The organism is Anaerosphaera aminiphila DSM 21120, from assembly GCF_900129925.1.
In the GTDB taxonomy this organism is placed as follows: Bacteria; Bacillota; Clostridia; order Tissierellales; family Peptoniphilaceae; genus Anaerosphaera; species Anaerosphaera aminiphila.
On sequence record NZ_FQXI01000014.1, the window covers coordinates 1 to 25,077 of the forward strand.

23 protein-coding genes and 1 riboswitch are annotated in these 25,077 nt (G+C 30.7%); of the genes, 3 read left to right on the top strand and 20 right to left on the bottom strand.

Features of this window, described 5'->3' with window-relative positions:
- Nucleotides 1-283 precede the first annotated feature (283 nt).
- The 20 genes from cas2 to BUB47_RS08230 form a co-directional block, all read right to left on the bottom strand.
- Nucleotides 284-562, bottom strand: coding sequence for a CRISPR-associated endonuclease Cas2 (gene cas2, locus BUB47_RS08135; protein WP_073185278.1), 279 nt, complete (start codon nucleotides 560-562; stop codon nucleotides 284-286).
- 2 nt (nucleotides 563-564) lie between these two features.
- Complete coding sequence (cas1b, locus tag BUB47_RS08140) at nucleotides 565-1,551, bottom strand: type I-B CRISPR-associated endonuclease Cas1b (RefSeq protein ID WP_073185280.1); 987 nt, start codon at nucleotides 1,549-1,551, stop codon at nucleotides 565-567.
- A gap of 10 nt (nucleotides 1,552-1,561) precedes the next feature.
- On the bottom strand, nucleotides 1,562-2,053 hold the full coding sequence (cas4, locus tag BUB47_RS08145; protein WP_073185281.1) for a CRISPR-associated protein Cas4: 492 nt from the start codon (nucleotides 2,051-2,053) through the stop codon (nucleotides 1,562-1,564).
- Between the two features lie 8 nt (nucleotides 2,054-2,061).
- Nucleotides 2,062-4,362 (bottom strand): CRISPR-associated helicase/endonuclease Cas3, encoded by a 2,301-nt coding sequence (locus tag BUB47_RS08150; RefSeq protein ID WP_073185283.1) that lies wholly within the window; start codon nucleotides 4,360-4,362, stop codon nucleotides 2,062-2,064.
- A gap of 11 nt (nucleotides 4,363-4,373) precedes the next feature.
- Nucleotides 4,374-5,117: a type I-B CRISPR-associated protein Cas5b gene (cas5b, locus tag BUB47_RS08155; RefSeq protein WP_073185285.1), complete on the bottom strand. Its 744-nt coding sequence runs from the start codon at nucleotides 5,115-5,117 to the stop codon at nucleotides 4,374-4,376.
- A complete protein-coding gene (cas7i, locus tag BUB47_RS08160; RefSeq protein ID WP_234945653.1) occupies nucleotides 5,104-6,009 on the bottom strand; it encodes a type I-B CRISPR-associated protein Cas7/Cst2/DevR in 906 nt (301 codons plus the stop codon). Before cas7i ends, cas5b begins: the two co-directional genes overlap by 14 nt.
- A complete protein-coding gene (cas8a1, locus tag BUB47_RS08165; protein WP_073185287.1) occupies nucleotides 5,966-7,663 on the bottom strand; it encodes a type I-B CRISPR-associated protein Cas8b1/Cst1 in 1,698 nt (565 codons plus the stop codon). Before cas8a1 ends, cas7i begins: the two co-directional genes overlap by 44 nt.
- Nucleotides 7,664-7,674: 11 nt before the next feature.
- A complete protein-coding gene (cas6, locus tag BUB47_RS08170) occupies nucleotides 7,675-8,406 on the bottom strand; it encodes a CRISPR-associated endoribonuclease Cas6 (protein WP_073185288.1) in 732 nt (243 codons plus the stop codon).
- A gap of 143 nt (nucleotides 8,407-8,549) precedes the next feature.
- Entirely contained in the window at nucleotides 8,550-9,017 is a 468-nt protein-coding gene (locus tag BUB47_RS08175; protein WP_073185290.1) for a tRNA (cytidine(34)-2'-O)-methyltransferase, read from the bottom strand.
- A gap of 1 nt (nucleotide 9,018) precedes the next feature.
- Nucleotides 9,019-10,563, bottom strand: coding sequence for an NAD(P)/FAD-dependent oxidoreductase (locus BUB47_RS08180; protein ID WP_073185292.1), 1,545 nt, complete (start codon nucleotides 10,561-10,563; stop codon nucleotides 9,019-9,021).
- Between the two features lie 105 nt (nucleotides 10,564-10,668).
- On the bottom strand, nucleotides 10,669-11,838 hold the full coding sequence (locus tag BUB47_RS08185; RefSeq protein WP_073185293.1) for an iron-containing alcohol dehydrogenase: 1,170 nt from the start codon (nucleotides 11,836-11,838) through the stop codon (nucleotides 10,669-10,671).
- 154 nt (nucleotides 11,839-11,992) lie between these two features.
- Nucleotides 11,993-13,474: a carbon starvation CstA family protein gene (locus BUB47_RS08190; protein ID WP_073185295.1), complete on the bottom strand. Its 1,482-nt coding sequence runs from the start codon at nucleotides 13,472-13,474 to the stop codon at nucleotides 11,993-11,995.
- A gap of 140 nt (nucleotides 13,475-13,614) precedes the next feature.
- A complete protein-coding gene (locus BUB47_RS08195; RefSeq protein ID WP_073185297.1) occupies nucleotides 13,615-15,096 on the bottom strand; it encodes a UxaA family hydrolase in 1,482 nt (493 codons plus the stop codon).
- Nucleotides 15,096-16,451, bottom strand: a complete 1,356-nt coding sequence (locus BUB47_RS08200; protein WP_073185299.1) for a tagaturonate reductase — start codon at nucleotides 16,449-16,451, stop codon at nucleotides 15,096-15,098. The genes BUB47_RS08195 and BUB47_RS08200 overlap by 1 nt, the downstream gene beginning before the upstream one ends.
- 15 nt (nucleotides 16,452-16,466) lie before the next feature.
- The gene (locus tag BUB47_RS08205; protein ID WP_073185301.1) at nucleotides 16,467-17,753 is read right to left on the bottom strand and encodes a TRAP transporter large permease; all 1,287 of its coding nucleotides are present in this window, start codon (nucleotides 17,751-17,753) and stop codon (nucleotides 16,467-16,469) included.
- Nucleotides 17,746-18,252, bottom strand: a complete 507-nt coding sequence (locus tag BUB47_RS08210) for a TRAP transporter small permease (protein ID WP_073185303.1) — start codon at nucleotides 18,250-18,252, stop codon at nucleotides 17,746-17,748. The genes BUB47_RS08205 and BUB47_RS08210 overlap by 8 nt, the downstream gene beginning before the upstream one ends.
- A 19-nt stretch (nucleotides 18,253-18,271) precedes the next feature.
- Entirely contained in the window at nucleotides 18,272-19,333 is a 1,062-nt protein-coding gene (locus tag BUB47_RS08215) for a C4-dicarboxylate TRAP transporter substrate-binding protein (protein WP_073185304.1), read from the bottom strand.
- 19 nt (nucleotides 19,334-19,352) lie between these two features.
- Complete coding sequence (locus BUB47_RS08220) at nucleotides 19,353-20,384, bottom strand: zinc-binding alcohol dehydrogenase family protein (protein WP_200779508.1); 1,032 nt, start codon at nucleotides 20,382-20,384, stop codon at nucleotides 19,353-19,355.
- Between the two features lie 13 nt (nucleotides 20,385-20,397).
- Nucleotides 20,398-21,420, bottom strand: coding sequence for a sugar kinase (locus BUB47_RS08225; RefSeq protein WP_073185306.1), 1,023 nt, complete (start codon nucleotides 21,418-21,420; stop codon nucleotides 20,398-20,400).
- Nucleotides 21,420-22,046 carry a bifunctional 2-keto-4-hydroxyglutarate aldolase/2-keto-3-deoxy-6-phosphogluconate aldolase gene (locus tag BUB47_RS08230; RefSeq protein WP_073185308.1) on the bottom strand — a complete coding sequence of 209 codons (627 nt, stop codon included), beginning with the start codon at nucleotides 22,044-22,046 and terminating at the stop codon, nucleotides 21,420-21,422. Before BUB47_RS08230 ends, BUB47_RS08225 begins: the two co-directional genes overlap by 1 nt.
- Nucleotides 22,047-22,224: 178 nt before the next feature.
- Here BUB47_RS08230 and BUB47_RS08235 point away from each other — a divergent pair, with 178 nt between their 5' ends.
- From BUB47_RS08235 to ribE, 3 genes are all read left to right on the top strand, one after another.
- The gene (locus BUB47_RS08235; RefSeq protein ID WP_073185310.1) at nucleotides 22,225-22,986 is read left to right on the top strand and encodes an IclR family transcriptional regulator; all 762 of its coding nucleotides are present in this window, start codon (nucleotides 22,225-22,227) and stop codon (nucleotides 22,984-22,986) included.
- 105 nt (nucleotides 22,987-23,091) lie between these two features.
- A riboswitch (FMN riboswitch) is annotated at nucleotides 23,092-23,207 on the top strand.
- Between the two features lie 141 nt (nucleotides 23,208-23,348).
- Nucleotides 23,349-24,455 (top strand): bifunctional diaminohydroxyphosphoribosylaminopyrimidine deaminase/5-amino-6-(5-phosphoribosylamino)uracil reductase RibD, encoded by a 1,107-nt coding sequence (ribD, locus tag BUB47_RS08240; RefSeq protein ID WP_073185312.1) that lies wholly within the window; start codon nucleotides 23,349-23,351, stop codon nucleotides 24,453-24,455.
- Entirely contained in the window at nucleotides 24,437-25,075 is a 639-nt protein-coding gene (ribE, locus tag BUB47_RS08245; protein WP_073185314.1) for a riboflavin synthase, read from the top strand. Before ribD ends, ribE begins: the two co-directional genes overlap by 19 nt.
- Nucleotides 25,076-25,077: the final 2 nt, after the last annotated feature.

A 25,077-nucleotide genomic window follows, 5' to 3' on the forward strand; every position in this document is an offset into this window, starting at 1 on the left:
TTAATCTAATTTACATTCTACTTTAGTTCTATTAAGGTACCATTTATCATGTATGATTCGCCGTCTTCTGTTGTTGATTTACATTCTACTTTAGTTCTATTAAGGTCCTGCATCTTGTAATGCAGTATTTTACAAGTCTATGTTGCTACTTATTGTCATTCTATCATTTTCAGCAATAAGTATACAGATATATTTTTGATTTTCCCAATTATTTGTCTGCTAAGCTTAATATATAGACCTTTGTCAATCCCTGGTATTTTTTACACTATTCCAGGTTGACAGATTAAAAAATATTTGATGTTTTATCATCTTTCTTTCCAATAAATTTTTTATCTACCCAGTTTTCTGATCTACTTTCAAATATTATTATTGAATCTTTATCTTTTCTAATGAAATTTTTTAATTCATATTCTAATTTAATTAATTCGGATTTTTTTAAGTTTCCTTCAAATACAGATTTTTGTATGTTAGTTAAATATTTTTTACAAATTTTAAATACATTTCTAGATACTCTTGCTCCTTCTTCATCAGAAATTATATCATACACCAATAATATATACATAATTACCACCACATCCTAAATGCTTCATACTCTTTTTCTCTTATTATGTGTTTTATTAACTTATATGCTTCAAGTCTCATTAAATAGCGATAAGACACACTCCTATCAAGATCTCTATGTTTTATAGTAGTAGCTAGTCTTTTATCATATTTTTCTATTATTTTTTTTCTTGCACTTTCTTTTAAATAAAGAAAATTTGAACCTGTATCAAAATCTTTTTCAGTTATTTCCGCTTTGTTTAACATTGAAAATATCATTCTATCCACGATTATGGGCTTAAATATTTCCGATATGTCTAATGATAGAGAAAATCTTTTTTCACCTGGCTCATGAAGAAAACTAATTGTAGGATCTAATTGTGTCTTATATATTTCACTTAGTGTTGTCGTGTATATTAAAGAGTTTAAATATGATATAAGTGTGTTTATCATGTTATCAGGCGGTCTTTTTACTCTTTTTTGAAAATCTATATCTTGCTTCACTATCTTATTCCAAGTAGAATAATAAATTCTTCTTATATTTCCCTCTAATCCCATTAGTGCTTGGATTGTATCCATATCTTCAATTTTTTTTATTAAAATATCTACTTGTTTTAATTCCTCATCTAATTTCACATCTCTGGAATTGTAATACCTGAGATTCCTATAAATATTAAAACTGCCAGCTGATATAAATTGTTTTGCTATGTATAGTCTATTTTCATAGTCAAGATAGTTTTTCACTTGCTCTACTAAAAGAGATCCACCGACATTTGTCTTCCTTGGATAGTAACTTCCACTATAAAACCCATAGTAGTTAAATACATGGATTGTAATGTCTTTTTGACTTGCAAAGTTTAGCAGCTTTGTATTTAAGCTAACTTCTCCAAATAAATATATATCTTCAATAACTTCCGATTTTAAATCTTTCTTTTCCCCATCTACAATTATGGAGATATTGTTGTCTTTTCTTATTAACTCTCCATTACTAAATATATAAAAGTTAGACATAACTCACCTCTTAAATATAACAGAGTTCAAAATATGAACATGATTTACAATATCCTACCTTCTTTCCTTTTGGTGGTATTTCTCTATTTATAATGGTTTCTATATTTAATAAAATTTCTTTAATTTTAACTCTGTCTTCTTCAGAAAAATAAACTTCAGTCTTTTTCTTTAATTTTGGATAATCCAATACTCCCTTTTTTATATTTAAGCCCTGCTCTTCAAGGACTGAAATATAATATTTTATCTGCCAAATAGATGCTTCTTCTAACTTATCTGATTTTTTAACTTCATGAATTATATCCCACCCACGTGTAAAATCAATGTTAATTTTCTCATCTATCATTAAGTGCTTTTTTTCTCTTGAATAACTGTATTCATCTATTAACTTTCCTATTTCAACAAGTTCACTTTCCTGTTCCATATTTAAACCTTTAGCAAAATACCAAAGTCTTTTATGACAGATAAAATAATAGTACACCATAATACCGGTAATTTTTTTCATAGTATCACCTAAATAATATTTACTATATCTTCTTCATATTCTTTTTTTACTTTTTCTTTAATGTGTCTTAAACCATCTTTTTTATCATATTCGCATTCGTATATACTAATGGATTCATAGTCATTTATCTCCTCACGATAAGTATTATCGTAGTTTGAAAAATAGTAGGGTATACTCACTGTTAAATCATTTATCGCAATCCTTGCTTTTATTTTCTCCAGTCTTTCCTTCTCAGTAGTTTTCAAGTCTTTTTTATCTGTATATTTTCTTTTAATAATCTCAATGTTTTTCTTGATTTCTATTTCATTTTCTTTGTAAACCTCACTAGGTATTATATCAATATTATCTATTGCTCTAAATACTTTGCTAACCTCTGATTTACTTTTCTCGTAGATAAATGTGCTGTCTAAATACTTTATTGTATCTTCTACTTCTCTATAGTAATCTGTACTATTCATTTTTTCCGTACTGTATACTTTTTCAATTAAGTCCAGTTTCTCTAGTTCAGAAATTCTCCAAGTTTCTCTGTTCTTAAATTCTTCTCTAAGTTCATTTTTTGAAAACTCAAAAATACCTTTATCGTTTACAAATCCAATTCCAGTACATAGTTCATCTCCTCCATCAAATACAAATATATTAGTCTTTCCTTCTTCTAAATTCCTATTTCTATAACAACGTCCCATTCTTTGAAATAGTCCATTTAAATCCGAAAGTTCCGTTACCAATATATCAAAATCTATATCCAGAGATGCCTCTGCAACTTGAGTACATATCCATATACCTGTATCTTTATTGTTTTTATCTCCAAATTTAATTATTTGATCCTCTTTACTTTTTCTATCTTTTTTTATATAACTACCATGAAATATATTGATTTTTTCTTCTAATTCATCTTTTAAACCATCATAAATTTCTTGGGCTTTTCTAACTGTATTTGTTATGACTAAAACTTTGTTATCTTGAAATTGTTCTCTTACAAATTCAAAGTTTAGTTGTTCTTTTAGCAATTTTATTTCATGTCTAATTCTATTTTTCTTTGTATATTTATTTATAGGCTCTTTAAATTCTATATTCCTCTTTCTAAGTAAATCTACTATAAACGGAGGAAGTGTTGCTGTAATAATTGCAAATTTACCTCCAATTTTTGTAATCATATCTAAGCCAACTATTAAATATGCCAGTAAATCCGGAGAGTACATTTGAATTTCATCTATTACTATTTTTGAATAAGAAAGTGTTGCCAAATCTTGCTCAAAGCCCTGATACTTATATACAAATTTAAAAATTTGATCTAGTGTGGATACTGTTAAAGGCAGAGATTTTTGTCTAGCTCTATCGTTATAGTCAAGTATTTCTAAATCTTCTAACTTTAATTTATCTTCCTCTGCTTCTACTCTTTTAAACAACTCACTTAATGAATCTGAATGCAGCAAGGCTAGTTTGTAGCTTAAATTATTGTTGTTCTCTTTTAAAATTTCATTTCGTATTCTGTCATAAATTGAGTTTATTGCCGCTCTTATAGGAAGTGTAAATATTCCCTTGTTATTTCCTATCCACAGAAGTCCCGCCTCTGTTTTTCCATATCCAGTTTCTGCTACAACTATTACATTTTCATCCTGACTATCTTGCATATATTTTTGTAAGTCATTGAAATCTGCATTTTTTCCCCAAGATTTTTTATATTCATTTAAAGCCTCTGTCAAAAAATCATTTTTATATTCTATTTGATAATATCCACTAGCAGCATAGTCTATTCTGTTTAATAGACCTTTTACTAAAATATAATTTATCTTATCTTCTTCTTTAGAAAAACCACTTAACTCATTGTTATAGAGAGCCTCCAATGAATATTCATCTATATATTCAGATATATTCGGAATTTCATCATATGAAAATTCAGATTTAAATTCCTTGGACACTTCTTTTAAACTTTCAACTTCTTTTCTTATTTCTTCACGCATATCTTCTATTTCAAATTTTCTAATATGATGTTTTGCTACTGCTGTAACTAAAATACACACCTCTTCTTCAGTATATTTATCTATTAAACTATCAATATCAATAAAAGTAGCACTTAAATATCCATGCGGTATCTCTTTTATCTCAACTTTTTTTTGAGTTCTCTTTAACTTGTTTTGAAAAGCATTATTTATTTTTCCGACATCATGATATAAACAGGCCAATTTTAAAATTGACCAATTTATATCTATCTCTTCACCATATATTTTCTTCAATATATCATAGTTTTGTAATAAATTATCTGTATGCTTTTTTATGCTTTCTTCGGGATTTGATTTTGCTAAAAACATTTAATCACCTACTATAATAAAAACACAGGAATATTATCTGAGTCTGCAGCAATACTTAAATTGAATTTTTTAAAATCTTTTATGTAAGCCACATCAACTCTATTCCATTTTCTAAAATACTTATCTTTTTTTCCAGACCCAAAATTTATTAATTCATAGTTTTTATTTAAAGTATATTTTGAGCCCACTTGGTAACCTTCAATCTTTTCTGTCTTTAATTTTTCAAATATATCCATAGGTATATATTTGTTAAAATATTCATCTTTTAAGTCTCTACCCGTTACTTCTCTTAACTCAACTATTTTAACATCATCTATTAATGCAATATCCTCTCTTCTTCCAAGGGAAGGATATTCCCTTGGATATTTTAATGCATTATAAATTTCATCAAATAAACTTTCATCTTTTGGTTTCACATGAATTAACAACTCTACATCAACTAATAATTCAACTGTAGATACTCCCCTAGTTATTCCAACTTTTCTCTCATTGTCTTTTACATATAGTTGGTGACGTCCCTTTTCAAATTCCATATTTCCAAATTCATACATTGTATATAGGTCATTTACTTTTGAATAGTATTTACCTTGAATACTCACATCCATTTCCTTGTATTCTTCATATCCACAAAGATTGTGAATCATTCCAATTACAGTTGAAGGTGGTGGCAATGGATAGGTTTCTTTTAATTGAAAACTATTTGGTTTTTTATAATTAGGCATATTTTGATAAACTTTAAATCTAATTGCTTTCATAATACTGCCTAACTTTATTTTTTAAGTTTGAGAAGAATTCATTAATCTCAATGGTATTTAAACTGTCTTCTATTTCTTTTGTATTATCAAATACACCTTTTACTAAACCAATTTGAGTTTGTTCTTTAATTTTTGCATCTGAAAGTACGCTTTTAATTCTCTCTAAAACCACTTCATTGTTTTTTACATCTAAGGCATTATAGAAAAGAGGGTTCTTTATATCATATACTCCTCCTATTACAAATAATGGACTTAAATCTTCTCTTCTTCCCTTTATATCTCTATATAAATATCTAATTGTATTTAAAAGTTTTTCAATTCTATTTGCCTTTTCCTCATTATCTATTTCTATATCTTCATTTTTATCTATTCCCACTTGGTCTAAATCAACAGTTATAGTGTAGGCATAGTAAGAGCGATGTATTTCTGACTGCGCTATATTTCCTCCATCTTTTTTATTAGTTTTTGTATATCTATCTAAAAGGCCTTTATTAGTTAAAAAATCTAAATCACCTTTAAATGTTTCTAATGAAACTGCATTTGAAAGTCTGGCTATTGCAGACCTGGTCTTAGTATCTTTACCTGTTTTCATATATCCAAATAAATCTATTTCTGGATACTCATCTATCATAGCTTCTTTATCAAATTGAAGTACTGAGCCATCAACACCTATTGGAGTGTTATCAACGCCCATTTGATTTACTATATTATATCTAAGGGCCTGCCTTGAAATATATGTATATTGGTCTCCTGCACCTCTAGATAGTTTCTTAAGTGATGTTACGTTTCCTATTCCCTCACCATAATTGGCACTTTCCGCCTGAAATATAATAGATATTGTCAAACCCTTATTTATCATTATCTTCTCCTCCATCATTTTTTCTATCATCATAGGAATTTACTCCTGCTACAAATGCATATCCAACTATTCTTAACCCATCATCACTTTTTAACGCTTCTACTAAGTATATTGGAATGGGTTTTCCAACATAGGCATAAGTATTAATTAAAGTGTCCATAAATGATCCACTGTTATTCGTTTTTAATGCATTTAGCATCTTATAGGTTATGCTTTTCATTCTGTTATTTACTCTTTTTTCATCTTTCATGTTGTCCATATAATTTTTCCTTAGATGATATCCTGCATTTTTTGAAAGATCTGTTAGTTTACCTCTATCTTTTTCAACAGTCATAAATTCTTCCTCCCTAATAATTCTGCTATTAATATTTAAAATTCTAGATATGTGATGAATATTATAAAATCTTTGAAATCCAGCTCCTTCAGAAATTAAATGTACTATTAAAAAGTGAATTAAAGAATATAAATTTTGATTGTTAAATACTTTATCTATTACTAAATCATAAATACTAAAATTTGTACTTCCATCTCTATATCCCGCTTTCACAAGATAATTTATATCTGCTCTTGAGTCTATAATTATCTTTAGTGCTTCTTTTGACAATATATTAAATTTATACCTATCGTCAATATATCTTACAATTTGTATATCATTTAATTCAAATCTAGCATGTCTTTCATATTGTTTTTCTATTGTACTAATTAAGGTTCTATAGGAAATCGCATTTTCAGGTCTATTGATTTCAGCAATTGCATTTTCTTTTAAATTATTATTAATTATTTGTAGCCCTTCTAAATCAAAGTTGTAATTTACAAATATACCCTCATTCATAAAATAAAAGAAACCTGCAGAAAGACAACTATATAAAAATTGACACTTCGGACATATTGCAAAATCAGATTCATGGTTCCATATATTTGAAGTTTTTCTGGCACTGTCAAATCCCGTATTCTTTACTAAATTCATATTTATAGACAAATTCTTAATTTTTGAGCCACAAGAAAAACATTCAAATTTATATTTTTCCTTGTCTTCATCCAAATATTCCTCTAGTGGCTTAATAAAATAATTTTTATAATCAATAAAAATATCCCTTTCTTTTGTCTGTCTAAACAAAAAAGATACTCCATCAATTCCTCTATTTATGTAACTATAAATAACACCTTTAGCACCCATATAGTCTCTTGCTCTATCTGTACTTACATATTTAATTATTTCCTTTAATTTATTGAGTTCTAATTCTACTTCTTCAAGTTTATCTTTTAATTCTTCACCCTTTTTTAAATTAATTTTATTTAAATTTTTAACTTGCTCCTCTATATCAATATTTTCATCTATTAATTCATATACCTTAATATAATTTTTTCTTCGCATATAGTCTTTAACTATGTCTATTTGATTATTTAAGTCTTTTAACTTAGCTTCATCAAACTCAGATAAATTATTTAAATATTCCTCTACATTATCTTTATAGTTGGCAATTCTATACCAAGGAATAAATTTTTCATAAGTATCTATAAAGTACGAAAAATAATATTTTTCAAAATTTTCAAATATTTCATTTTCTATTAATAAGCTTTGTTTATCTTTTGAAAAATCATACTTTAAATTACTATGGTCTAAAATATTCATCAAACCTAGAATAGAGACGTTTGTTCTCCAGTCACCCATTTTAAAGTCAATCACTTTATCACCTCCTACTCAACTAAATCTAAATACCCAAATCCTTGACTTTTCCTACTACCTACTCCGTCTAAATACAAATATTCTAATATATATGGCTTGGCTTTAATTTCTATTTCCACTAAGTTACTATCTACTACTATTCCATAGTGTTTTACCTTAACATCTCTATTCCACAAAATTTCAAAGCTGATTTCTTCTAAGTCTCTTTCTTTAATTTCAGGAAAAGTATCTTTTATTTGATACTTTAAATTTTTAATAAAAATTTCTTTACCTTCTTTAGTTGAAATACTATGGTAAAATGTTGAACTGTTGTCGTTATTGTGCTCACGAATAACTATGGGACTCTTTGATAGAAATCTAATTTTATCACTTGTAATTGGCCTTGGCCTAACAATTCTAACTTTATCAATTAAAACTGTATTATTTTTTATTGGTATTTCTAGTCCCTTATATTTTAAGAAACAATTATACAATGATACTCCAATTACAGGATCATAAGTTGAAAAGTTAACTATAATCTTTTGTGATGGAATTTCTATTTCATCTCTTAAAAATTTTACATCTCGACCTAAATACATTGAAAAATTAATATCCTTAGGTCTGTTTGCATTTTCTGCATATATTTCTTTAAATATTCCATTGCTTTCTTTTTCCAATAATAACTTAATAATATGCATTATTATTTTATTTTTATCTTTATCTATTTTATTATTTTTTAGTAGCAAATCCACTGCTAATCTCATTTTTTTCACCTCCTTGCTTATATTCTAACTATTTTCTATATAAATGACAACGTTCTACTTGTACTAAATATATACTTTGCTTTAATGCCGAATATAAAAAGCTTGAGACAATTATTTATCTCAAGCTTTTTACTATTCTACATTTATTCCAAATCTAAAAAATCAAGTTGTCTAAGTGCTTCAAAGAGCATTATATTTGCAGAGTTTGAAAGGTTTAAACTCCTTCCAAAGTCCTTAATCATCGGAATTCTAATGGCATTTTCATAATTTTCAAATATTAATTCTTCCGGAAGTCCTCTTGTTTCAGGGCCAAACACTATAAAGTCTCCATCTTTATAGGATACGTCTGTATATTTCTTCTTTGACTTTGTACTTGCATAGTAAAATGTATTGTCCGGATACTTTTCCTTAAGTTCATCAAAGTTCTTATATATTGTAATATCTACAAGGTGCCAATAATCTAATCCTGCTCTTTTTAAATGAGAGTCATCTACAGAAAAACCAAGTGGCTCAATTAAGTGCAGTCTGGTGTTAGTAAGTCCACAAGTTCTTGCTATGGCTCCTGTATTAAATGGTATTTCCGGTTCATAAAAAACTATATTAAGTGACATGTTACTCTCCCTTTAAAATCAATTCCGCTGCTTTAATTCCATCTATTGCCGATGAAACTATTCCTCCTGAATATCCCGAGCCCTCTCCAATTGGATATAAGTTTTCAAAACTTAAAGACTTCATATTTTCATCTCTTAAAATTCTAATTGGACAGGAACTTCTAGTTTCAACTCCTGTTAAAATTGCATCTTCTGCTGCAAATCCCCTTAGTCTTTTGCCCATGTACTTTATTGCATTAGCTATGGCTCCTTCAACTGCTTCAGGATAAATCCCTCTTAAATTTGAAGGTTTATATCCCGGTTTTACTGTTGGGATAATTTTTCCAAATTCTGTTGTCTCTTTATTTTCTAAAAAGTCGCCAACTTTTTGAACCGGTGCAAGATAACTTTCTCCTCCTAGTTCATAGGCTTTTTTTTCAATTTCTCTTTGAAATCTAATTCCATCAAGTAAGTTACTGCCATAAATTTTTTCATCAATTGTAGCAATAATTGCAGAGTTAGAATTTTCTCTGTCTCTACTGTGAAAGCTCATTCCATTTACACATAGGTGGTCTTTTTCAGATGAGGCATTTATTACGTACCCTCCGGGGCACATGCAAAATGTATATACTCCAATGCCGCTATCTTCATCTCTATAAGTTAAATTATAGCTTGCAGGAGGAAGTGTTTTGTCTTCAACTTTATATTGAGCAAGGTCAATATCTCTTTGCTTGTGTTCTATTCTAAATCCAACTGCAAAGGGTTTATTTTCCATTTTTACATTTTCTGAAAGTTTAAAGAAAGTATCTCTGGCAGAGTTTCCCAGTGCCAACACAAAATTATCTGCCTCAATTTTTCCATTTGTAGTATCTATTGAAGTTACTCTATCTCCATTAAATTCAATATCATTCATTTTTGTAGAGAATCTAAATTCCCCACCTTTTTTTTCAATGTACTTTCTCATATTTGCCACTACATCTCTAAGGACATCTGTACCAATGTGAGGTTTTGCCTCATATAAAATATCTTCAGGAGCTCCGTTTTCCACATATATCTTTAGAACTTCTCTCAGTCTTTTATCTTTAGAACGTGCAGTTAACTTTCCATCAGAAAATGTCCCTGCTCCTCCTTCGCCAAACTGAACATTTGACTCTTCATCTAGAGAAAAACTCTCCAAGAACTTTTCTACATCTTCTACTCTTTCCTCTACTTTTTTTCCTCTTTCAATTAAAATTGGCCTAATTCCATATTTTGCAAGTATATATCCACAAAATATTCCTGATGGTCCAGTTCCCACAATTACCACTTTGCTATCACTATAAGGTGGATTTATTTTAAAATTTTCTTCCTTATATATTTCTGCATCTTTAATTTTTTGAAGTTTTCTGTCAGTTAAGTGAACATCTACCAACACTTGATAGTTAAAAGTTATTCCATTTCTGGCGTCAATTGATTTTTTATAAATTTCATATTTAAAATCATCTTCTATCCATAAAATTTTCTTGATTTTATTTACAAGTGTCTCTTCATCATCTTTTTTTATTTTTACATTTTTTAATAATATCATCTACACAGTCCTCTACTTTAATCTCATACCATTATATACAACTTGTTTTCACAAGTAAAATAAAAATAGTAGCAACTTAAAAAGTTACTACTATTTGACATATTACTATAAGCTCAATTTATAAATTTCCAATACATCTTTTGCCTCAAGTTTAGCAAACCCTTGAATTGGTCTACCCTTGTGTTTTATAGTTAGTTCTGCCATTTCTTCAAGGTGTTCTTCGCCTATTCCAACTTCTTTTAATGTACTTGGAACTCCTAAACTATTAAAGAAGTTTCTAAGCTCATCTATTGCTCTATTTGCATCTGCAAAATTATCTCCACTTAATTCAAGTTCAAATACATTTTTGCCAAACAAGCTTATTTTTCTTGCTGTATGCTCATTTAAAACGTACTTTAGCCAGTTTGGTGTAAGAATTGCAAGGCCTATTCCGTGAGTTATATCATAAAATGCACTTAACTCATGTTCCATAGGGTGAACGCTCCAATCAGTAGATTTCCCCGTACTTAAGAGCCCATTAATAGCCCATGAATTAGCCCACATTATATTGGCCCTTGCATCATAGTCCTTTGGATTTTCAAGTGCTATAGGTCCATATTTTACACAGGTTTTAAGAAGTCCCTCTGAAAATCTGTCTACTAGATAACATCCATCATTTAGTGAAAAATAATTTTCCATAGTGTGACTCATAATGTCAATAACACCTGATGCAGTATGGTGTGCATTAACAGTATAGGTATATACCGGATTCATTATTGAAAACTTTGGAAGAACCTTTGAACTGCCCCAACCTAATTTTTGTTTTGTTTTTAAATTTGTAATTACAGAGTTTTCATCCATTTCAGAACCTGTTGCTGCAAGTGTTAAAATAGTTCCAATAGGTAGAGCTTTTTCTACTCTACTCTTTCCAGTTACAATATTCCAAGGGTCTTCATCTACATAAAATCCTGCTGCAATAAGTTTTGCACAGTCAATTACTGAACCTCCACCAACAGCCAGTATAAAGTCTATGTTGTTTTCTCTTACTATTTTTATTCCATCTACTGCTGATTCTAATCTTGGGTTTGGCTCAATTCCACTTAGTTCTTTATAAAAAATGTTATTCTGTTCTAATAATTTTATTACATCTTCATAAAGTCCTATTTTTTTAATACTTCCCCCACCATAACAAAGTAAAACTCTACTCCCATGTTTTTTTATTTCACTTGGCAAATTTTTCAGTTGATCTTCTCCAAATAAAATCTTAGTATCAACTTCAAATATAAAATCTTTCATATAACTCCTCCTATGTAAATAATAAGCATTAAATCCTTTTCCATACTACTATATTATAACTTATTACCATTTAAATTTAAAGGAGTTTACATAATATTACATAATATTACAACAAAAAAGAGAGTGTAAAAAAACACTCCCCTCTAATTAATATTTAAATTCCATCTGCTTCTCTTATAATGTTTCTTCTCTTCTTGCTAATATTGTTTATTAAAACATAGAATAACACTACACAGATTGCAGCTAATGTATAAGAAATCACATAACTACTAGGATCTAATCCCAATCTTGATTCCAGTCCAAAACCTATTGGAGCATGGAATATATAAGATGTAACTATGAATGTATAGAACAAGCCTGGAATTAATGAAATCCAATAATTTTTTCCATGTGTCTTTAAGTATACACTTATCATTGCCAAAGCAAATACTGCAACTAATTGGTTGGTAAATCCAAAATATCTCCACAATAAATTAAATCCATTTGCATTGCTCTTTGCAAAGAATAAAATTAAAAGTGCAGGAATAAATATTACTAGTGACAATCCAACTCTCTTGCTGGCACTTTTTTGATCAATGTGGAATTGTTCTGCTATCATAAGTCTTAGTGCTCTAAAAGCTGTATCTCCAGATGTAATTGGAAGAACTATAACTCCAGCTACTGCAAAAAATCCTCCAATTGTTCCCATTAATTCTCTTGAAATTATTCCAACCATTGCTGTAGCACCAGTTGTAATATCTGTACCTCTGTTAAATAATATCATTGCACCTGCTGCCCAAACCATAGCTATAAATCCTTCAGCAATCATCATGTTGTAAAAAACGCCTCTACCTTGTTTTTCATGTTGTACTGTTCTGGATATTAGTGTGGCTTGAGAGCCGTGAAAACCTGACATAATTCCACAGGCAACTGTTATAAAGAATACCGGAATAAATCTTTGGCCGTCTGGATGAGTTGAAAATAGAAGTCCTGTATTAGTAATATTATATAGACTTGCTCCACCATCTCTTATAATTCCAATAAAAATTCCAACTGCTGAAGCAGCTAAAATTGCACCAAAAACCGGATAAATTCTTCCTATAATTTGATCTATTGGAAAAATAGTAGATACAACATAGTATAATAAAATTATTGCATACACAACCCAAATAATATTAGAATTTACATCCATTCCCAACATATCGTTTACGATTAAATCTCCGGGAGTATAAATAAATACAACACCGGTAAGTAACATTAGTATCCAAATTATAACGTTATAGATTTTATTCATTCCACTTCCCATGTACTTATCAACTAATTTTGGAACTTGAGCTCCGCCATTTCTCATGGAAATCATTCCAACGAAATAATCATGTAGTGAACCAGCTAGTACGCATCCTATTGGAATTGTTAAAAAAGCTATTGGTCCAAATAAAATCCCTTGAATAGGTCCAAGTATGGGTCCTGTCCCCGCAATATTTAAAAGCTCTATTAACTTGTTCTTCCAATCCTTCATAACAACGAAATCCACACCGTCATTTAACTTTACAGCCGGCGTTTCTCTGTCATCCGGTCCGAATACCTTTTCACAAAAAGCGCCATATAGATATCCGCCCACTACTAAAATAATAAGTCCAATAATAAATAGTAACATTTTCTCTCCTCCTTTTTATTAATTAATTCTTCTATAGGTCTTAACTATAGTATACTCTACTTTTCAATAATATCAATTGTGTAAAATTAATAAATAAAGAACTTACTTTAATAAGTAAGCCCTTTAAAATACAAATTAAGTTATAGTGTTACACCCTGTTTAAATATTGCCCATTCTTGACTGAAATTTCCCTCAGAACTTATTTTTTTTCCTGAAGCTACTTCACTTACATAGTCAAATAATTCCAGTGCTAACGAATGCTTGTCCACATCTCTCACTATTTTTCCTGCATCAAAGTCTATCCAATTTCTCTTCTTTTCAAATAACTCAGTATTTGACGATATCTTTATAGTAGGCACTGGACAAGAAAAAGGTGTTCCCCTTCCCGTTGTAAAAAGCACAATATGTGCTCCACTAAGTGCTAAAGCTGTTGATGAAACTAGATCATTTCCCGGTGCATTCAGCAAATTCAGTCCCGCTTTTTTTATTTGTTCCGCGTAATCTAATACATCTACTATATTTGAATCTCCTGATTTTTGAATACAACCATTTGACTTGTCCTCAAGTGTTGAAATTCCACCTTGCTTATTTCCTGGTGATGGATTTTCATATATAGTTTGATTATGATTTTGAAAATATATTTTAAAGTCATTTACAAGTTTTACTACTTTACTAAATATCTCTTCACTTTCAGCTCTGTCCATTAAACTGGTTTCCGCTCCAAACATCTCCGGAACTTCTGTCAAAATAGTACTTCCGCCTTTTGCTATTAGAATATCAGAAAATTCTCCTACTAAAGGATTTGCGGTAATTCCACTTAAACCATCTGAACCGCCACATTTGAGTCCCACTACTAATTCGCTGGAATCTATTTCTTCTCTAGTATCTCTACTTACAACTTTAAATATTTCTTCTAATTCCCTTTGTGCTGCACTATATTCATCATCTTCATCTTGACATTGAATAAATTTTATTCTCTCTGTATCATATTCGCCTATATAGTCTCTTAAAATTTCAATGTTACTATTTTCACAGCCCAAACCTAAAACTAATACTCCCCCTGCATTTGGATGACTTATTAAAGCTGCTAAAGCTTTTCTGGTATTTTCCTGATCGTCACCCATTTGTGAACATCCATAGGGGTGTGTAAAGGCAATAGTATTTATTTCATCACTTTTAATTTGAGCATTAAAGTCTATTGCCAATTTATTGCATATAGAATTTATACAGCCCACCGTTGGAATAATCCATATGTCATTTCTTATTCCAACTTTCCCATTTTTTCTTCTAAATCCTTTAAACGTTGAATGCTCTAGATGTAAAGGTTCGACTAATTTAGGTTCATATTTATAATTTAATATATCTCCCAAACTAGTTTTAATATTATGTGTGTGCATCCAACTACCAATATTTGTGTTTTCAGTAGCAATACCTATTGTCATTCCATATTTAATAATTTTTTCATTAGATTCAATTTCCTCTATGGAAAATTTATGTCCTTGTGGAATATCTTCTTTTAAATTAAAAGTATTATCATCCACATATATCTCTGTTCCCTTTTCCAAGTTTTTTAATGCCACTGCTACATTATCTTTTTTATTAATTTTTATATAGTCTAACATTAAATTACTTCCTCTTCTATTACATATTCAAAAGCTTTTTCAATTCCATTTTCATTAATCATATCATAGTACTTTTGAACTATAGGGATTAATTCTATTAAATCTGAATGCCACAGATCTCTATTTTTTAGTATATCTTCTACACTATTTTCCGCCATAAATTTCATTACTTCTTCTGAATCATTTGCCTCGTTCGTCTTATAGAATTTAATTAATGCCGCCATAGAAAAACTTAATCCAGCTGGATAATATCCAAACTTTTCTCTGTACTCCAATATAGTTGGCAGTACTCTAACATCAAATTTACTAACTGAATTTAATGCAATTGATAAAAGCTGATGTTCTATAAATGGATTTGAAAATCTCTCTATCACTGCATTTCCAAATTTTAAGTCTTCATCACTTCCACCTATTGCAGGAATTATTTCCTTAAAAATACACTTCCTGAGAAATTTATTTATAGTTTCATCTTCTAAGCACTCTCTTACTGTTGAAAGACCATATAGTCTAGCTCCAAGCACCATAGAAGTATGTGCCCCATTTAATATTCTAACTTTTCTCTTCTTATAAGGGCTTACATCATCAGTCCAAATAACGTTAAATCCTGCTTCTTGGAGTGGAAGTTCTGATTCATAATTGCCCTCTATAACCCATTGGTGAAATATTTCAGCTGTATCTAAACATAGGTCCTTATAGCCAATTTCAGCTTCTAATTTTTTTAACTCTGCTTCATCTTTCGGGTATCCAGTGACTATCCTATCAACTAGTGTAGAACAAAAATCATTTTCTGTATCGATCCATCGTTTAAATCCCTCTTCTAATTCCCACAGTTCAATATATTTATTTACACATTTTTTTAATTCTAAACCGTTGTTATCTATTAGCTCACAAGAAAGCACAATAAATCCAGGTAAGTTATTTTCATATCGCTTATATAAAAGCTGTGTCAATTTTCCTGGAAAACTACTTGCAGGTTTATCTTCAAACTTATCATCTTCATTTACAACTATTCCAGACTCTGTAGTATTGGAAACTATAAATCTAAAGTTTTTATCATTAGCTAAATCCAAATATTCTTCAAAACTAATATAGGGATTTATGCAATGTGAAATAATATCAATAAATTTATGTTCATTTACTACCTGTCCATTTTCAATTCCTCTTAAATAGAGATTGTAGTTGCAATCCTGTTTCTCTAAAACATCACACATTCCCTGTTTTATCGGTTGAACTACTACAACATCTCCATTAAATAAATTTTTTTCTTTAAGTTCATATAGAAAATCGTCTACAAATCCCCTTAGAAAATTCCCCTCTCCAAATTGAATAACTCTTTTTAATTCTTTGTTTTCCATAAAATCACCTTTCTTTTAATAGAAAAGATTTACTAAAAAAGTAGTAAATGGCGGGAAGTACGTCAATAATAATAAATTAAATGCTAGAAGTATATAAAATGGTACTGCCTCTTTAATAAATGCCCACGTTTTACATTTTGTAATACTACATGTAACAAACATAAGTGTTCCCATTGGTGGCGAAAGAGCTCCTATAGCATTATTAAATATATATACCATTGCAAATTGTATATCATTAATTCCATACTGTCTTGCAATTGGAGCTAGTAGTGGAACCAAAACTATCATAGAGGCATTTCCCTCTATAAACATTCCCACTAACAATAAAAATATATTAATAACAAGTAAAAACACATATTTATTCGTTATTACAGTCATTATATATCCAGCTAGTTGTTGAGGAATTCTCTCTTTTGTCAATATCCAAGAAAAAACGCTAGCCGCTGAAACTATTAGCATTATTGAAGATGTTGTAGTTATTGTCTCTTTAAGACCTTGTAATACATCTTTCATTCGCATTTCTCTATAAATTATTCCAAGCATTACTGCATAAACTATGGCAACTGCTCCAGCTTCTGTTGCAGTAAATATTCCCACTCTAATACCACCTATTATAATAATAGGTAAACACAGTGGCAAAAATGCCGGTTTAAATACTTCCCAGAATTTACTTGCTGTAACTTTTTCATTTGATATATTACCATATCCTCTTTTTATAGAAATATATCCTACTAAAATCATCATAGTAATACAAAGTAATGCTCCTACTCCAAATCCTGAAATAAACAACTTTCCTATTGAAACATTTGCTATTGATCCATAAAGTATCATTGCTATTCCAGGTGGAATTAAAGGTGTTATCATTGATGAAGCAGCTGTTACTACTGAAGAAAATTCAAGAGAAAATCCTTTTTTCACCATTTCGGGAACTAACATTTTAGACTGCATAGCAGCATCTGCTATATTAGATCCTGAAAGTCCACCCATTAATGTTGACAACAAAACGTTAACTTGAGCAAGACCCCCTGGAAGTCTTCCAGTAATTACTTCACAAAAATCCATTATTCTCTTTGTAACACCTGTATAGTTCATAAAAATACCTGCACATACAAAAAATGGAATTGCCAATAGTGAAATTTTCTCAACACCTGTTATTGCCTGTTGTGCAAATATTATAGGATTCGCCGTTGGATTTAATACAAAGTAAACTGCAGAACCACCTAAAACGGCAATATATACAGGAACTTTTAAAAACAAAAGTACCAACATTACTATTGCGGCCAATATTAAAATATCACTCATCGTTATTTGCAGCCTCCTTTGCTTCAGATTGCACACCTTTGACTAAGCTATAAAAATAACTTACAATCATTAAAATATATGAAACAGGTGCAATTCCATATATTAACCAATATGGAATTTTTAGCATACTGGTACTTCTTGCACTTTTTATAAATAAATTTATAAATCCTAAGCTATTTTTAAATAAATATCCAATTACTAATACCACTACTATTGAAATAAATACTTCCATTGCCTTTTGAACTTTTTTAGGCATTAAATCAACTATCATTTCAATTGCAACGTGATTTCCCGTTCTAAATGCTGCTCCACCTGCTGCAAATACAATCCAAACCATACATGCAAGCTGAACTTCTTCAAGCCAAGTAAATGGGGCGTTAAATAAACGCCTCCATATTACTCCTGCAAAAGTTAACACTATTAGAACTACTAATATTACACTTGCAACTGCAATATCTAAGTTTCCCAGTACAGAGGTTAACTTTTTCTTTTCTTTCATAATTAAACCCTCACTTTATTTACTTTGTCATAGCTGCTTTTACAGTATCATAAAGCCCTGGTGTCCATCCAAAAGTATCTTCCATTTCATAGAAAGGTTTAACTTTTTCTTTAAAAGCTGCAATTACTTCTTCTGATGGTTCTACAACTGTTACGCCTTCTTCTTTCATTTTATCTAAATAATCTTTATCTGCTATTTCTTGAATTTCGTTATTGTATAGTCCTGCTTCCTTAGCTGTACTTACTAAAAGTTCTTGTTGCTCTTCTGTCAATCCATTAAACCAATCTTCTGAACAAACTAGTGTTGTAAAGTTTTTAACGTGACCATCTAAAATTAAGTTTTTAGCTACTTCATGAAGTTTTCTACCATATAGTGTAGCTAGTGGGTTTTCTGCTCCATCAATAGTCTTTGTTTGAAGCGCTTGATAAACATCACCTAAATCCATTCCAACTGAAGCTGCACCCATAGTATCAAAACCTAGTGATTGAATTTGATTACTTGGAACTCTAATTTTCATTCCCTTTAAATCATCAACAGTATTCACCGGATCTACAGTTAACGTATGTCTTTCGCCATATTTCCAATTTGAAGCTATTAGTTTAAGACCCTTATCTTCTAATAATTTTGTTTGCTCTTTGTACCAGTCTGACTCAATTAAAGTCCAACATTCATCCCAAGTATCAAATAAAAATGGTCCAAATACTATTCCAAAATCTGGAACACCATAGTCTGCATAAAATGCTCCATCAGCTAATGTACACACATTTTCTCCCAGCAACATTGAATCTATAAGAGCTGGTTTTCCACCAAGTTGTGAATCTGGATACAAGTCTATTTTCATAGTTCCATTTGATTGCTCTGCTAATAAATCCGCCCATTTTTGAACTCCTTGAGAAAATGGTTCAGTCATATTATTTTCAAATCCCACTTGTAATACTACTTCAGCATCTGCTGTTTCTGTAGTCGCTACCGGAGTGTCTGCGTTGTTTTTTCCCTCTTCATTTGATTTTCCACAAGCCGTCAAGCTAAATAACATCATTACAGATACCAGTGTTAACGATAAAACTTTTTTTAATTTCATTATAATTTCCCCCTTATAATTATTTACTAAAATCCAATAGGATTTTTAACATTTTTCCACCTTTGTTTTCGTCAAATTCTTTAAATGCTCTAGGCGCTTCTTCCCAACTATACATATTAGTAATTACCTTTTCAATAGGAATGTTTCCTTTTCCAACTAAATCTATCAGTGTTTCAAAGTCTTTTTTTAATGCATTTCTTGATCCATATATATTTAATTCCTTTTTTTGAATAATTGTAAAGTTAAAATCTAAATTTTCCTTTCCAACACCAATTACAACTACCGTTCCACCAAAGCAAGCAGCCTCTATACAATTTTGAAATGTAGATGGTAATCCTACTGCTTCAACAGTTACGTCAAATCCATTCCCATTTGTTATTTCATTTACTTTATTTATAAATTCTTCATTAGTTGTATTTAAAATTATTCCATCTAAATTAAACTCTTTTTTTGCATACTCTAATTTATCTTTGGAAATATCTGCTACATACACATTAGCACCACGAGCTTTAGCACCAATGGCAGCAAATACTCCTATTGTGCCAGAGCCAACAATCAACACATTGTCTCCCTTTTTTACATTTCCTCTATCTATTCCATGCCAGCTTATGCAGAACGGTTCAATAACAGCTAAAAGTTTTGCATCTAAACCTTTTCCATCATATATTCTATCTATTGGCATAGTAATATATTCACTAAATGCACCTTCTCTTTGAACGCCCATGGTTTCATTTTGCATACATGCATTTACTACACCTTTTTTACACGAATAACATTCTCCACAGTTAAAGTATGGATTGCAAGTTACTACCATGCCCGGTTTTAAACCCTTATCATTTGGTCCAATTTCAATTATTTCAGCAGAAAATTCATGACCTGGCACTCTAGGATATTCAAAATATGCAAATGTCCCTCTATAAGATCCTAAATCACTTCCACATATTCCCCCGTATAATAATTTTAAAAGGGCTTCATTTTCTTTTGGCTCAGGTTTATTAAGTTCTACGAACTCAACTTTCTTTGGTTCTTTTATGCATATACCTTTCATCATAAATTCCCTCTTTTTATCTTTGTACTCTTCCCGAAGAATCTCCGTCTACAAGTGTTTGAACTTCAGACCTACTCATATGGTTAAAATCTCCCTTAATAGTGTGTTTTAAAGCAGATGCTGCAACTCCAAACTCAAGTGCATCACTTGTGCTCTTTCCATCTAATAGGCCACAAATAAGTCCTGAAGCAAAAGAATCTCCTCCACCTACTCTATCAACTATTCTCACATCATATTTTTTAGATTGGTAAAATTCTTTTCCATCATATATACAAGCACTCCAACCATTGTCAGATGCACTATAAGATTCTCTAAGAGAACTTGCAACATATTTAAATCCAAACTCTTCTTTCATTTCTTTCAAAATTTGTTTGTAACCTTCGATATTGATTTTTCCAGAAGTAACATCTAATCCTTTAGGTGTAAATCCTAAACTAAGTGAAGCATCTTCTTCATTTCCAATGCAAACATCTACATATTGCATTAAATCTCTCATCACTTCTTGAGCTTCCTCAGGTGTCCAAAGTTTTTTTCTGTAGTTTAAATCTATACTAACCATTACTCCCGCTTCTTTAGCAGCTTTCATAGCAGCTCTTGTAATTTCTGCTCCACTTTTACTTATTGCAGGAGTTATTCCAGAAATATGAAACCACTTAGCATCTTTAAATATCTCCTCAAAGTTGAAATCTTCTACTATAGCTTCTGCAATCGAACTGTTTGATCTGTCATAAACAACCTTTGATGGTCTCATTGAAGCTCCTGACTCAGAAAAGTAAATTCCCACTCTCTCTCCGCCTCTAGCTATGTAGTCTGTATTTACTCCGTACCTTCTAAGTTCATTTACTGCCGCTTGCCCTATTTCATGCTCAGGTAATTTTGTAACAAAATAAGAATCAAATCCATAGTTCGCAAGACTTACAGCTACGTTTGCCTCTCCGCCTCCATAAATTGCATCAAAAGAATTTGCTTGAACAAATCTTTCAAATCCCGGAGTTGACAATCTAAGCATTATTTCCCCCATGGTTACAACTTTTGTCATTAAGCTCTAGCCCCCTTTATGTTTTTTATAAATAATTTGCATTTTTCAATAATTTCTTCTTTAGTACCCTTTACTAAACTTGATCCTGCACCCACTGCAAATGCACCATTTCTAATCCACTCTCCAACATTTTCTACATCTACTCCACCTGTTGGCATTAAATTTACATGTGGTAGTGGTCCGTGGATGGCTTTAAAGTAATCTGGTCCAAAAGCAGAGCCTGGAAATATTTTTATTACATCTACACCAAATTTTAATGCATTAGTAATTTCTGTTGGCGTCATACAACCCGGCATATATGGCACTTGATATAAGTTACATAGCTTTGCTACTTCTTCATCAAAAGAAGGAGACACTATAAATTTAGCACCATTCATAATAGCAAGTCTTGCAGTTGTAGAATCTAAAACAGTACCGGCACCTAGTAAAGCGTTTTCACTTAAACTATCACTAAGTTCTTTAAGCACATCTACCGCATTTGGAACTGTGAAAGTAATTTCCAATATATCTACACCACCTTCAACACATGCCTTTGCATATTCCAAAGCTTCTTTTGAGTCTTTACCTCTAATTACAGCAACTATGCCTAAATTTTTTATTCTCATTAATGTATCGATCTTTGACATTCTATACCCCCTTTTAGTTTCGTATTGCGAAACTATATATTGTTTTATGAAACTTATTTAAAGTATACAAGATTTGTTTTTACAAGTCAATGTTAATTAGAGTTTTAAACAGATAAAATAAACAAGTATTTTTATAAATTTTATGTTAAAATCTTTAATTAGATTGGAGGATTTTCTAATGGAAGAAAGAATACAATCAGTTGAAAGAGTTTTTAAGATATTAGAAGCTTTTAAAAATTATCCACATGGAGTGGGATTAACAGAATTAAGCAAAGAAGTAAGTTTACACAAATCTACTGTTCACAGATTTTTAAATACTCTTATTTTTCTTGGCTATATAGGACAAAATTCTGAAAATAAGTATTATTTGACTTTTAAACTATATGACATTGCAAGTTCTAAATTAGAGGGATTAGATTTTATTGGTGCTGCTAGAAGCTATATTGAAAAACTTTCAAATATGGTTAATGAAGTTGTTCATCTAGTAATTAGAGAGGACATATATGCAGTATATGTAGATAAAGTAGATTCTGATAATGTAATTACAATGCACTCTAGGATAGGAAGAAGAAGCCCATTAATATACACCTCTGTAGGAAAGTCAATTCTCTCAAATTGCAGTGACTTAGAGATAAAAGATGTTTGGGATAAAACTGAAAAAATTAAAAAAACTGAAAATACTATATTGGATTTTAATACATTTATGGATGAAATAAATGAAACTAGAAAGACTAAAATAGCTAGAGATAACGAAGAAAATGAACTTGGAATATATTGTATAGGAACTTCTATTTATGATTCTTCTGGAAATGTTGCAGGTGCAATTTCCATAACCGGTCCGGTTTTTAGAATGAAAGAAAAACTAGGAAGTGATTTAAATAAAAACTTATTATTTACAGCTGAACAAATATCAAAACAATTAGGATATATAAAAAGGTAATGCTATGTTAAGGCGTTATCTTTTTATTCATTTCAAGGCACTTTAATTATATTAAAAATATACCTTGACAACGTTTCTATAACATTTTATAATCAATCTATTGAATAATATCTTCAGGGCAGGGTGAAATTCTCCTACCGGTGGTATAGCCCACGCGCCGCAAGGCATGATTCGGTGTAACTCCGAAGCCGACAGTATAGTCTGGATGAAAGAAGATTGTAATAAAGCAACGGTATTTTTGCTTATTTACTCTGAAATGAACAATTCATTTCAGAGTTTTTTTATTTTTTTGCAGAAATCTGTCCCTTTATTTTAATGCCCTGAAAATATTTTCAGGGCATTATTTTTTTGGAGGTGCACTATTGAAAGACTTAGAGTACATGAATATAGCTATTGATATGGCGCTCAAAGGAAGGGGCTGGACAAATCCAAATCCAATGGTTGGAGCTGTAATTGTAAAAGACGATGAAATTATATCCACTGGATATCACAGAAAATATGGCGACCTACATGCAGAGAGAATGGCAATTAAAAATTGTAAAAAATCTCTGCAAGGTGCTTCACTTTATGTAACTTTAGAGCCTTGTTGCCACTACGGACTTACGCCACCTTGCACAGAAATTATTGTTGAAAGTGGTATTAAACGTGTAGTTATTGGAACGCTTGACCCAAATCCAAAAGTTGCAAGTAAAGGTGTACAAATATTAAGAGACAACGGAATAGAAGTCGTCGTTGGAATTTTAGAGAAAGAGTGTAAAGATTTAATAAAAATATTTTCACACTATATAAAAACTAAAAAGCCCTATATAACCATGAAGTATGCCATGACAATGGATGGAAAAATTGCAACTTTCACCGGCAGTTCTCAGTGGATTACAGGTGAAATCGCACGTAGTGAAGTTCACAAGAGTAGACACTACTATTCTTCCATTATGGTGGGAGTAAATACTGTAATTGAAGATGACCCAATGCTGACAAGTAGGCTGGATAATACTAAAAATCCAATACGCATTATATGTGACACAAACTTAAGGACTCCCCTAGCTTCAAAAATAGTTCAAAGTTCTAAAGAGGTGCAAACTATTATTGCAACTTGCGAGTTAAATTCTACCAAGCACTCCCCTTATATAGATATGGGCTGCGAAATAATCACAGTTGATAAATATAATTCTCACCTGAATATTTTAAAACTTGTAGAGATTATTGGAAGTTTAAATATTGACAGCATACTACTTGAAGGAGGCTCTACATTAAATTGGAGTGCACTAAAGTCCGGGATTGTAAACTCTGTTCAAGCATATATTGCACCAAAGCTCTTTGGGGGAGTTGACGCAAAGTCTCCAATAGGAGGACTTGGAGTTGAGTTTCCCAATGATGCAATACACTTGACAAAACCTACAGTGCGCTTCCTCGGCGACGACATATTATTAGAAAGTGAGGTAATCAATAGATGTTCACAGGAATTATAGAAGAGGTCGGAACAGTTAAGTCTATAGAAAAAAATCACCGCTCTCTTCTTCTTAAAATATCTGCTAAAAAAGTAATTAGTGATTTGTCCATTGGAGACAGCATTGCTGTAAACGGAATATGTTTAACTGCTACTTCCTTTAATCATAATTCTTTTTCAGTGGACGTGATGAATGAAAGTATAGTTTCAACTTCCCTTTCAACTTTAAAAAATGGCAGCCTTGTAAATTTAGAACGTGCCATGCCTATTAATGGTCGCTTTGGAGGGCATATTGTATCCGGACATATTGATGGAACAGGTGAAATTACCTCCACTTCTAAATGTGGAATAGCAACTATCTACACCATTAAAACTTCACCTGAAATTTTAAAGTATATTATTAAAAAAGGCTCAATAACAATTGACGGTATTAGCCTTACAGTTTTAAGTGTTTCAAAAGATAATTTTGAAGTTTCAATTATACCTCACACTTCTAAAAATACAATTTTAAATTTAAAAAAAGTGGGAGATGTAGTTAATTTAGAAAATGACCTTATTGGAAAATACGTTGAAAAACTATTTTTACGCAGTGATGACAGTAGTTCCATAACTAGAGATTTTTTGTATAAACACGGATATTAGGA

What these genes read in the sequence shown, in the direction of transcription:
- cas2 (WP_073185278.1), bottom strand. Translation starts at nt 562, where the DNA reads ATGTATATATTATTGGTGTATGATATAATTTCTGATGAAGAAGGAGCA.
- cas1b (WP_073185280.1), bottom strand. Translation starts at nt 1,551, where the DNA reads ATGTCTAACTTTTATATATTTAGTAATGGAGAGTTAATAAGAAAAGAC.
- cas4 (WP_073185281.1), bottom strand. Translation starts at nt 2,053, where the DNA reads ATGAAAAAAATTACCGGTATTATGGTGTACTATTATTTTATCTGTCAT.
- BUB47_RS08150 (WP_073185283.1), bottom strand. Translation starts at nt 4,362, where the DNA reads ATGTTTTTAGCAAAATCAAATCCCGAAGAAAGCATAAAAAAGCATACA.
- cas5b (WP_073185285.1), bottom strand. Translation starts at nt 5,117, where the DNA reads ATGAAAGCAATTAGATTTAAAGTTTATCAAAATATGCCTAATTATAAA.
- cas7i (WP_234945653.1), bottom strand. Translation starts at nt 6,009, where the DNA reads ATGATGATAGAAAAAATGATGGAGGAGAAGATAATGATAAATAAGGGT.
- cas6 (WP_073185288.1), bottom strand. Translation starts at nt 8,406, where the DNA reads ATGAGATTAGCAGTGGATTTGCTACTAAAAAATAATAAAATAGATAAA.
- BUB47_RS08175 (WP_073185290.1), bottom strand. Translation starts at nt 9,017, where the DNA reads ATGTCACTTAATATAGTTTTTTATGAACCGGAAATACCATTTAATACA.
- BUB47_RS08180 (WP_073185292.1), bottom strand. Translation starts at nt 10,563, where the DNA reads ATGATATTATTAAAAAATGTAAAAATAAAAAAAGATGATGAAGAGACA.
- BUB47_RS08185 (WP_073185293.1), bottom strand. Translation starts at nt 11,838, where the DNA reads ATGAAAGATTTTATATTTGAAGTTGATACTAAGATTTTATTTGGAGAA.
- BUB47_RS08190 (WP_073185295.1), bottom strand. Translation starts at nt 13,474, where the DNA reads ATGTTACTATTTATTATTGGACTTATTATTTTAGTAGTGGGCGGATAT.
- BUB47_RS08195 (WP_073185297.1), bottom strand. Translation starts at nt 15,096, where the DNA reads ATGTTAGACTATATAAAAATTAATAAAAAAGATAATGTAGCAGTGGCA.
- BUB47_RS08200 (WP_073185299.1), bottom strand. Translation starts at nt 16,451, where the DNA reads ATGGAAAACAAAGAATTAAAAAGAGTTATTCAATTTGGAGAGGGGAAT.
- BUB47_RS08205 (WP_073185301.1), bottom strand. Translation starts at nt 17,753, where the DNA reads ATGAGTGATATTTTAATATTGGCCGCAATAGTAATGTTGGTACTTTTG.
- BUB47_RS08210 (WP_073185303.1), bottom strand. Translation starts at nt 18,252, where the DNA reads ATGAAAGAAAAGAAAAAGTTAACCTCTGTACTGGGAAACTTAGATATT.
- BUB47_RS08215 (WP_073185304.1), bottom strand. Translation starts at nt 19,333, where the DNA reads ATGAAATTAAAAAAAGTTTTATCGTTAACACTGGTATCTGTAATGATG.
- BUB47_RS08220 (WP_200779508.1), bottom strand. Translation starts at nt 20,384, where the DNA reads ATGATGAAAGGTATATGCATAAAAGAACCAAAGAAAGTTGAGTTCGTA.
- BUB47_RS08225 (WP_073185306.1), bottom strand. Translation starts at nt 21,420, where the DNA reads ATGACAAAAGTTGTAACCATGGGGGAAATAATGCTTAGATTGTCAACT.
- BUB47_RS08230 (WP_073185308.1), bottom strand. Translation starts at nt 22,046, where the DNA reads ATGTCAAAGATCGATACATTAATGAGAATAAAAAATTTAGGCATAGTT.
- BUB47_RS08235 (WP_073185310.1), top strand. Translation starts at nt 22,225, where the DNA reads ATGGAAGAAAGAATACAATCAGTTGAAAGAGTTTTTAAGATATTAGAA.
- ribE (WP_073185314.1), top strand. Translation starts at nt 24,437, where the DNA reads ATGTTCACAGGAATTATAGAAGAGGTCGGAACAGTTAAGTCTATAGAA.